At 71.9% G+C, this 9,260-nt stretch carries 10 protein-coding genes; 7 read left to right on the forward strand and 3 right to left on the reverse strand.

The annotated features are described in order from the left end of the window. The 4 genes from G3I65_RS55625 to G3I65_RS56830 all read left to right on the forward strand — a co-directional run. Positions 1–803 (forward strand): PLP-dependent aminotransferase family protein (locus G3I65_RS55625; protein ID WP_160704657.1); only part of this gene is annotated, 803 nt, incomplete at its 5' end. After that, a complete protein-coding gene (locus G3I65_RS55630) occupies positions 800–1,246 on the forward strand; it encodes a hypothetical protein (RefSeq protein WP_160704659.1) in 447 nt (148 codons plus the stop codon). The genes G3I65_RS55625 and G3I65_RS55630, both read left to right, overlap by 4 nt. Positions 1,247–1,348: 102 nt before the next feature. Then, positions 1,349–1,780 (forward strand): CBS domain-containing protein, encoded by a 432-nt coding sequence (locus G3I65_RS55635; RefSeq protein WP_160704661.1) that lies wholly within the window; start codon positions 1,349–1,351, stop codon positions 1,778–1,780. Between the two features lie 99 nt (positions 1,781–1,879). Next, the gene (locus G3I65_RS56830; protein WP_309236123.1) at positions 1,880–2,749 is read left to right on the forward strand and encodes an SLATT domain-containing protein; all 870 of its coding nucleotides are present in this window, start codon (positions 1,880–1,882) and stop codon (positions 2,747–2,749) included. A 7-nt stretch (positions 2,750–2,756) separates the two neighbouring features. On the opposite strand, the gene G3I65_RS55645 is transcribed toward G3I65_RS56830, so the two are convergent. Continuing rightward, positions 2,757–4,316 (reverse strand): DUF4139 domain-containing protein, encoded by a 1,560-nt coding sequence (locus G3I65_RS55645; protein WP_160704663.1) that lies wholly within the window; start codon positions 4,314–4,316, stop codon positions 2,757–2,759. Between the two features lie 84 nt (positions 4,317–4,400). Between G3I65_RS55645 and G3I65_RS55650 the strand changes: the two genes are divergently transcribed. From G3I65_RS55650 to G3I65_RS55660, 3 genes are read left to right on the forward strand one after another with little or no spacing between them, the layout of a single operon-like run. Beyond that, the gene (locus G3I65_RS55650; protein WP_160704665.1) at positions 4,401–6,200 is read left to right on the forward strand and encodes a Xaa-Pro dipeptidyl-peptidase; all 1,800 of its coding nucleotides are present in this window, start codon (positions 4,401–4,403) and stop codon (positions 6,198–6,200) included. Then, positions 6,200–6,862, forward strand: coding sequence for a YdcF family protein (locus tag G3I65_RS55655; protein WP_160704667.1), 663 nt, complete (start codon positions 6,200–6,202; stop codon positions 6,860–6,862). Before G3I65_RS55650 ends, G3I65_RS55655 begins: the two co-directional genes overlap by 1 nt. A 49-nt stretch (positions 6,863–6,911) precedes the next feature. Further along, entirely contained in the window at positions 6,912–8,309 is a 1,398-nt protein-coding gene (locus G3I65_RS55660) for an FAD-binding oxidoreductase (protein WP_160704669.1), read from the forward strand. A 1-nt stretch (position 8,310) separates the two neighbouring features. Here the strand turns inward: G3I65_RS55660 and G3I65_RS55665 are convergent, their stop codons facing one another. Next, positions 8,311–8,952 carry a response regulator transcription factor gene (locus tag G3I65_RS55665; RefSeq protein ID WP_160704673.1) on the reverse strand — a complete coding sequence of 214 codons (642 nt, stop codon included), beginning with the start codon at positions 8,950–8,952 and terminating at the stop codon, positions 8,311–8,313. Beyond that, on the reverse strand, positions 8,949–9,260 hold a 312-nt coding region (locus tag G3I65_RS55670; RefSeq protein WP_375336795.1), incomplete at its 5' end, for a sensor histidine kinase. The genes G3I65_RS55665 and G3I65_RS55670, both read right to left, overlap by 4 nt.

Raw genomic sequence — 9,260 nt, forward strand, 5'->3', positions numbered from 1 at the left:
CCGCCGTCGAGGACCCCGGCTACCCGCCGCCGCGGCTGGTGCTCGCCGCCCGCGGCGTCCGGGTCGCGCCGGTGCCGGTGGACGCGTCCGGCATCGTCGTGCGCGCGATCCCGGCCGGGACGCGGCTGGTGTACGTGACGCCGTCGCACCAGTACCCGCTGGGGCTGTCGATGTCGCTGGAGCGCCGGCTCGAGCTCCTCGACTGGGCCGAGCGGAACGACGCGGTGCTCGTCGAGGACGACTACGACACCGAGTTCCGCTACACCGGGCGGCCGCTGGAACCGTTGCACAGCCTCGATTCCCGGGGCCGGGTCGTCTACGTCGGCTCGTTCTCGAAGGTCCTTTCGCCCGCGCTGCGGCTGGGTTTCCTCATCGCGCCGCCGTCGCTCGTGCCCGCCTTGGTCAAGGCCCGCTACCTGACCGACTGGCACGCGCCGAACGTCGAGCAGGCGGCACTGGCGGCGTTCATGGCCGAAGGCGGCTTCGCCCGGCACGTCCGGCGGATGCGGAAGGTCTACCGCGAGCGGCACGAGCTGCTGACCCGGTCGCTGGCCTCGTTCGCGGACTTCCTGACCCCGTTGCCGTCGTCGGCGGGCCTGCACCTGAGCGCGGTGGCTTCGTCGGACTGCGGCCCGCTGGTCCGCGCGGCCCGGCGGCACGGCGTCCGGCTGTACTCGTTGGGGGACTTCGGGGTGGGGGCGCGGCGGCACGGGCTGGTGTTCGGTTACGGTGCGGTCGCGGCCGAGCGGATCGAGCCGGGACTGGCCCGGCTGCGGGCGCTGGCGGACGGGGGAGCGGCATGACCGACGACGTGATGGCGGCGATCGACGCCGGCCTGCGGCAGCACATCGGAGGCGACCGAGCCGGCGCGTACGAGACCTTTCGAGCGTTGTGGGACTCGATCGGCCCGGACGGCGACCCGCTGCACCGCGTCGCACTCGCCCACCACATGGCCGACGTCTGCGACGACCCGGCCGAAGAGCTCGAGTGGGACCTGCGCGCGCTGGCGGCGGCGGATTCCCTGACGGATTCGCGCGCCCAGGAGTACCACGCGTCCCTGGCCGTGCGCGGGTTCTACCCGTCGCTGCACCTCAACCTGGGCGAGGACTACCGCAAGCTGGGTGACCTGGCGGCCGCCCGCGAACAGCTGGCACTGGCCCGCGGCCGCCTCGACGCCCTCGGCGACGACGACTACGCGGCCGGCATCCGCTCGGCACTGGACGGCCTGGCCGAACGCCTCGGCTGAATCGGTTCGAATACCACGAACACGCCCCGTTTGCCGGACTTTCGCACGGTGCCGGGGAGACCTACCCTGTGGTGATCCAGCTCACCGACGGGAAGGATCGCCATGCGGATTGCGGATCTGCTGCGCACGAAGGGGACGGCGGTCGCGACGGTCACCCCGGACACCACGGTGACCACACTGCTGACCGGACTGGCCGAACACAACGTGGGCGCGATGGTCGTCGTCGCCCCCGACGGCTCGATCGCGGGCATCGTCTCGGAACGCGACGTCGTCCGCCGGCTGAACGAGCGAGGCCCGGCCCTGCTGGAGGGCCCGGTCTCGGAGATCATGACGAAGCTGGTGGCGAGCTGCGGTCCGGAGGACTCGGTGGACCAGCTGTCGGTGCTGATGACCGAGCGCCGCATCCGCCACGTCCCGGTGGTGGTCGACGGGCAGCTGGCGGGGATCGTGTCCATCGGGGACGTGGTGAAGAACCGGATGGAACAGCTGGAGCAGAGCCAGGAACAGCTGCAGGCGTACATCGCGCAGGGCTGACGCCGGAGTCGCGGGGTCCGGCCGATCCGTGGCGGGTCGGCCGGACCCGCTTGTCTCGTTATGCTGGGTCGCCGCCAGCCACGAGACTCAGGGGGAGAAGTGGTCTCCGCACCGGACGCCGCCGTGAAGCTGATCCACCTGGATCACGAGATCAGGGGGCTGGAGTACCAGCTCTTCGTGGCCCGGCGCCGGAAGCGGTGGGGGAACATCCACCTCGTCGCGGGCCCGCTCCTGCTGGTCACGCTGTGGATCGTCAGCGGGTTCTCCCGGTTCGACATCCGGTCCGAGAACTCCCAGATCACGGCCGTGGTGGGGCTCGCCGGACTGGCGCTGCTGCTCAAGGGGTGCCACCTCAAGTTCCGGCCCGGCGGGCCCGCCACCTACAACGGCACAGGGCTTTTCGGTGACCGCAAGCTCGAGTCCGACCTGGACCTGGAACTGACCCTGCTGCGCGACAAACGCAAGCTGTCGGTCAGCGAGGGCGAGCTGACTCTCAAGCAGCGCCGTCTCGCGTACAAAGCCGAAGCCTTCTCCGACGTCGACCGGTTCCGCGCGGAGAACAAGCGCTACCGGCGGATCCAGAACGCCCTGCAAGGTGTCCTCATCATCGGTTCACTGGCCACGACGGCGATCGCCGGGATCTCGCTGATCTCGCCCCTGGCGAAGTGGGGCACCATGGTGACGAGCTTCCTGGTCGGCATCGCCAGCGGGTTCATCGCCGCCTTCAAGTACCGCGAGCGCGGGGCCTACCTGCAGCAGACCGCGGACGCGATCGAGTCCGAATGGGAAGCGTTCGACCTGGGTATCGGCCGGTACAAGCACTACGGCTCCGACAAGGAGGCGCAGGAGAAGGCGCTCGGGGATTTCGCCGAGGAGGTCTACCGGCTGAAGACGGAGCAGAAGAAGCGGGAACAGAACCTCGACCAGCCGCCGTCCGACGAGCGGTCCGGCCCCGCGGCCGGTGCCTGAGCGGAATTCACTCCCGCCACCCCGACAACTCCACGCCCTTCGCCACATCCACCCGGTAAGAAAGCCGCACTTCCCCCGTCTCCCCGGCCCCCAGCTCCAGCTTCCACGTGAACTCACCCAGCTCCGAAGTCTCCACCGGATCCGGCGAAGTCTTCACGTCCTTCACCGTGATCCCGTCATCCCGCGAAACCGGCGCCTGATCCAAAACAGTCACCGAAGCCGGCCGGGGACCGTAATTCCCCACCGAAATCCGGTACTCCGCCTCCCGCCGCTTCTGTCCCGACAAAGCCGCCTTCGACGCGGAACGCCGCACGAGTTCCCGCTCCACCCGGATCCGGTCGTCGACCCCCAAAGCCAGCTCCAGCTCCTCCCCGGGAGCCCAAGCCTCCAGCGAAGTCGTCCCCACGAACTCCGCCTCGTGGAACACCGAAGCGCGCCCGGGCAGCAGAGCGTGCTCCGAAGAATTGACCACGACCGCCCGCAGATAAGCCTCCTCGGCCAGCACCGGCGCCGTCACGTACCCCAAAACGGCCGTGAGCGAAAGCGAAGCCAACGTCGTGCGATGCCCCTGAGCCCCCGACGGCACCGCCACCGGACGCGAAGGCCGGTACGTCACCGCCGTCGTGCCCTGCTCGACCGACGCCAGCTTCGGCGCCATCGGAGCCGCGGCCAACGCGGCGAAACCCCGGCTCCGCGCACCCTCCGGAATCCCGCCGCCCGCACCGCCGTAAGCCGCCGCCGGGGCCGCCGGCACCGGGTGCACCCGGTCCAGGAACCACGGCGAAAGCTCCGGCACCACCACCGAAACCGCCGGTCGCGCCGTCGACAGCGCCAGCTCGCACTCGGGCCAGTCCTCACCCGTGTGCTGGCTGACCAGCCCGTACGACACCACCGTGACGTCGGTCCCGCGCACCCGGATGTCGTACCCGGGCGCCCAGCTCGCCCCGGGGACCACATAGGACAGTTCCAGCTCCGCCGATCCGGACGGGTCCGCGATCTCCAGCTCCACCACCACCGAAGTGCTGTCCTCTTCGGACCGCGCGCTGTGCGCCTCGATCCGCCGGTCCAGCGCCGCGAGGTCCTCGCGCAGCCGGGTGATCCGGTCCGAGAGCACCCGCCGGGACTTCAACGCCGAAGCCAGCCGCGCACTCAGCGCGTCCGTCACCTCGCCCACCCGCGTGGGTTCCGCGGTCCCCGCGGCCAGCGCCTTCGCGAAGCTGCCTCCACTCCGCTTCGCCAGCGAAGTCAGCAGATCCACCTTCATCGCTTCGGCCGCTTCGTCGTCCACGACGCCGTCGAGCGTGGCCTGGTCCGCGCGCCGCTGCTCGACGAGGGCGCGCAACGCCGCGTCGGCCGGGGAGGCGTGCCGGTCGGTCCGCACGTCCACCCCGGTGATCAGCGCCGGGCCCGTGCCGGTGACGCGCACCGACGCCGGGTCGAGGGCCAGGGGCAGGCCCGCGAACGTCAGGTGGGGCCCGCCGTCGAGCGGCGCGTTGCCCCGGCGGGTGATCCGGGCCTGCTGCGGGTAGACGGTCACGGCGGCGATCGGCGCTTCCACGGTCGGCATGCCTCCGACGTTAGTCTCTTGACACCTCCGAGGCCGGGACGGAAGTCTCGGAACTCGTCCGCTTCGCCCGGCTTGGGGGTTTGAGTGAAAGCCGCAGTCGTGCTCGCCGCCGTCCTCGCACTGCCGCTGACCGCGGTCACCGCGGAAGCCGCGGGCCCGCCCGCCCCGGTGTTCTCCGGCGGCCAGGCGCAACCGGTGTTCGACCCGGCCGACGTCGTCCGCGAAGACGTCTGGGTGACCGCGCCCGTCGACAGCGACCACGACGGCGCCGACGACCTCGTGCACGCCCAGGTCGTCCGCCCGCGCGCGACCCAGCAAGGTCTCAAGGTCCCCGTCGTGTACCAGGCGAGCCCGTACTACGCCGGTGGCAACGACGTCGCCAACCACGACGTCGACGTCGAGCTCTACGCGCCGGGGTACGCCCGCGGCCCGGAAGGCCCGCGCGTCGCCGCGCACGGCGTCGGCCCGGCCGCCCCGATCACCTGGCGCTACCAGGACTACTTCACCGCGCGCGGCTTCGCCGTCGTCTACGGCGAATCGCTCGGCAGCGGCCTCTCGACCGGCTGCCCGACCACCGGCGACGTCAACGAGACGATCGGCGCCCGCTCGGTCGTCGACTGGCTCAACGGCCGAGCCACCGCGAAGGACGCGAACGGCGCCGCGGCGAAGGCGGACTGGACGACGGGCAAGACCGGCATGATGGGCGTGTCCTACAACGGGACGCTGCCCAACGCCGTCGCGAGCACCGGCGTCGAAGGCCTGGAGACGATCGTCCCCATCGCCGCGATCTCCAGCTGGTACCAGTACTACCGCAACGACGGCGCCGTCGTGGCGGCCGGCGGTTACCAGGGCGAGGACGCCGACGTGCTCGCCGAGTACGTCTACACCCGCGCCGACCGCCAGGCCTGCCGGTCGGTGATCGACGGCCTGACCCGCGACCAAGACCGCGTGACCGGCGACTACACGCCGTTCTGGGACGTCCGCAACTACCGCAACGACGTCGCGAAGGTGCACGCGTCCGTGCTGGCGGTGCACGGCCTCAACGACTGGAACGTCAAGACCGACCAGGTCGCCGAGTGGTACGACGCGCTCAAGGCGCACGGGGTCGAGCACAAGATCTGGCTGCACCAGTCCGGGCACGCCGACCCGTACTCGCTGCGCCGCGACGTCTGGCTCGCGACGCTCAACAAGTGGATGTCGCACTACCTCTACGGCGTCGACAACGGCATCCAGAACGAGCCGAAGGCGACCATCCAGCGCGAAGACCTCTCGTGGACCGACGAGGCCGACTGGCCGGCGCCGGGCACCGCCGACGTCCGCGTCTACCCGTGGCCCGGCGGCCGGTCCAAGGGCGCCATCGACACGCGCACCCCGGTGCCGGGCAAGGCGGCCGTCGAAACCCTCGCCGACGACTCGTCGAAGACCGTCGAGCAGCTGGCCGGCCTGGCTTCGTCCGGGAACCGCCTGCTCTACGCGACTCCGGCGGCGAAGCAGTCCGTACGGCTTTCCGGCACCGCGCGCGCCGACCTGGCGCTGGCCTTCGACCGGCCCGCGGCGAACGTCTCGGCGATCCTGCTCGACCGCGCGCCCGACGGCACGTCGCACGTGATCAGCCGCGGCTGGACCGACCCGCAGAACCGCACGTCCCCGGCCCGCACCGAGCCGGTCACGCCCGGGCAGACCTACCGGATCGGCGTTGAGCTGATGCCGAAGGACTACGTACTCGCCGCCGGCCACCGGCTCGAGTTCCTGCTCGCCTCCAGCGACCACGACTACACGCTGCGGCCCAAGCCGGGCGCGGGGCTGGCGCTCGACCTGACGCGGACGTCGGTGACGCTCCCGGTGACGGGCGGCAAGCCCGCGCTGCGAGCCGCGTTCGGCTGATGCTGCCGAAGCACCTCAGCGCCGACGTCCGGACGCTGTGGGAGTACCACGACCTGCGGCACGAGCCGCGGCGCTCCGACGTCGGCGTCGGCCTCGGCAGCCGGGACCCCGGCGTCGCCGTCCACACGGCGGAGCTGTACCACGCCGGGCGGTTCCCGCTGGTCGTGTTCACCGGGGCGAACGCGCCGACGACGGTGGACCGCTTCCCGCGCGGCGAAGCGGTGCACTACCGCGAAATCGCGCTGGACCTCGGCGTCCCGGACGACGTGATCCTGGTCGAGCCGGAAGCGCGCAACACCGGCGACAACATCGCGTTCACCCGCCGGCTGCTGGCCGGGCGGGAGATCCGGTCGGTGACGCTGGTGACGCGGCCGTACCAGCAGCGCCGCGCCTACGCGACCGCGAAACGGCTCTGGCCCGGCGTCGACGTCGTGTGTGCGTCGAAGGCGGCCTCGTTCGAAGACCACATCACCGGTGAGGAGGACATCGACCGAGTGATCGGCATGCTCGTCGGCGAAACCCAGCGGATCACCGAGTACGCCGAGCGCGGGTTCGCGATCCCGCAGCACGTCCCGGCCGGTGTCGCGCGGGCGTCCGGCCGGCTGGCCGAAGCGGGGTTCACGCAGCGTTTGCTCCCGCGTGCCGACGGCCACTCAATGTAACGATCATCGCAGGCCGGGCGACTCATGGGCACCCACGAGAGGAGCCGTCATGACCTCGACCGCCGAACCCACCCTGGAGAGCTTGCGCGCCCGGCTGTCCGGCACAGTGCTCACCGCCGGCGCACCCGGCTACGACGCCGCCCGTTCGGTCTGGAACGGCGAGATCGACCGCCGGCCGGCGGTCGTGGTGCGGCCCGCCGGGGCCGCGGACGTGGCGGAAGCGCTCGCGTACGCGCGCGAAGCGGCACTCGACCTCTCGGTGCGCGGCGGCGGGCACAACTTCGGCGGCGCCGCCGTCGTGGACGGCGGGCTGTGCATCGACCTGAGCTCCCTCCAGGCGATCAGCGTCGACCCGGTGGGCCGCACCGCCCGCGTCGGTGGGGGCGCGACGTGGGCGCAGCTCGACGCCGCCACCCAGGAACACGCGCTCGCGGTGCCGGGCGGCACGGTCAGCCACACCGGCGTCGGCGGCCTCACCCTCGGCGGCGGCTTCGGCTGGCTCACCGGCAAGCACGGCCTCTCCTGCGACAACCTGCTCTCGGCCGAGGTCGTGACCGCCGACGGGCAGATCCTGCGTGCCTCCGCCGACGAAAACCCCGACCTGTTCTGGGCGCTGCGCGGGGGCGGCGGCAACTTCGGCGTGGTCACCGAGTTCGAGTTCCGGCTGCACCCGGTGGGCCCGATCGTCCACCTGGCGATGTTCTTCTGGGGGCTCGAAGACGGCCCCGCCGCGCTGCGCCAGGCCCGCGACGTGCTCGAGACGCTGCCCGGCGAAATGGGTGTGCTCCTGGCCGGGCTCAACGCGCCGCCCGCGCCGTTCGTGCCCGAGGCCCACCACTTCCAGCCCGGCTACGCGCTGCTGATCGCCGGGTTCGAGGGGGCGGACCACCACGCCGAGGCGATCCGCGGGGCGCGGTCGGGACCGGCGCCGCTGTTCGAGTTCGTCTCGCCGATCCCGTACGTGGAACTGCAGAAGCTGATCGACGACGCCGCGCCGTGGGGCATCCTCGGCTACGAGAAGGCCGCCTTCGCCGACGGCTTCACCGACGAGGTCATCGACGTGATCACGGAGTTCCTGCCGCGGAAGACCTCGCCGATGTCGATCATGCCGGTCTTCTCGATGCACGGCGCGTTCACCGAGCCCGACGACGACGCGACGGCCTTCGGCGGCGCCCGGCGCAAGAGCCTGGCCGTGAACATCGCCGCGATCGCGCCCGAGCCGGAGCCCTACGCGGCGGACCGCGCCTGGGTGCGCGAGTTCTGGGCGGCGCTGGTGCCGCACGCGTCCAACTCGGCCGGTTACGTCAACTTCATGAACGAGTACGAAGAGGACCGCGTCCGGACGTCGTACGGCGCCGCGAAGTACGCCCGCCTGGCCCGGATCAAGGCGCAGTACGACCCGCGCAACGTGTTCCACCACAACGCGAACATCCCGCCCGCGAAATGAGTCAGCCGGCGATGCCGGCCCGGTAGGCGAAGGCGACGGCCTGCGCGCGATCGCGCAGGCCCGCCTTGGCGAACAAGTGGTTCACGTGGGTCTTCACGGTCGCCTCGCTCACCACCAGGGTGCGCGCGATCTCGGTGTTCGACAGGCCCGCCGCGATCAGCCGCAGCACCTCGAGCTCGCGCGCGGTCAGGCCTTCGACTTCCTTGACGCGCCGGGGCGCACCGCGGGTGGCGGCCTCGACCAGGCGCCGCTGCAGCTCGCCGTCCACTGTGGACTGCCCGGCGGCGGCCGAGCGCAGCGCCCTGGCGATGGCCTCGGCGTCGGCGTCCTTGGTGAGGAACCCGCGTGCTCCGGCGCGCAACGCGGCCAGCAGCGATTCGTCGTCGGCGTAGGTGGTCAGCACGACGACTTCGGTGCCGGGGTGCTCGGCGCGGACGCGCTCGGTGGTCTCGACGCCGTCGCAGCGCGGCATCCGCAGGTCCACCAGCACGACGTCGGGGTGGTGCTCCGCGACCAGGTCGAGCGCGGCGAGCCCGTCGGCGGCGGCGCCGACCACCTCGACGCCGGGCAGCAGCCCGAGCAGCGTCACCAGGCCTTCCCGGACCACGGCCTGGTCGTCGGCCAGCACGACGCGCAGGGTCACGCCGGCACCGTCAGGTGAATCCGCCATCCGTCCTCCCCCGGCCCGCTCTCGACGTGCCCGTCGAGCAGCGCGACCCGTTCGCCCATCCCGCGCAAACCGTAGCCTGCCGCGGCCGCGTCCGGCGGGCGCCTGCCCTGCCGGTCGGCCACCGTGAGCCGCACCGACCCGGCGGCGTAGTCCAGCTTGACGTCGACTGCGGCGTGCGCCGCGTGCTTGCGGGTGTTGGCCAGCGCTTCCTGCACCGCGCGGACGAGCGCGGTGCCGACCGCCGGGTCCAGCTCCCGCGGCTCGCCTGCGACTTCGAGGTC

Origin of the sequence: Amycolatopsis sp. SID8362 (genome assembly GCF_010550475.1) — a bacterium.
In the GTDB taxonomy this organism is placed as follows: domain Bacteria; phylum Actinomycetota; class Actinomycetes; order Mycobacteriales; family Pseudonocardiaceae; genus Amycolatopsis; species Amycolatopsis eburnea.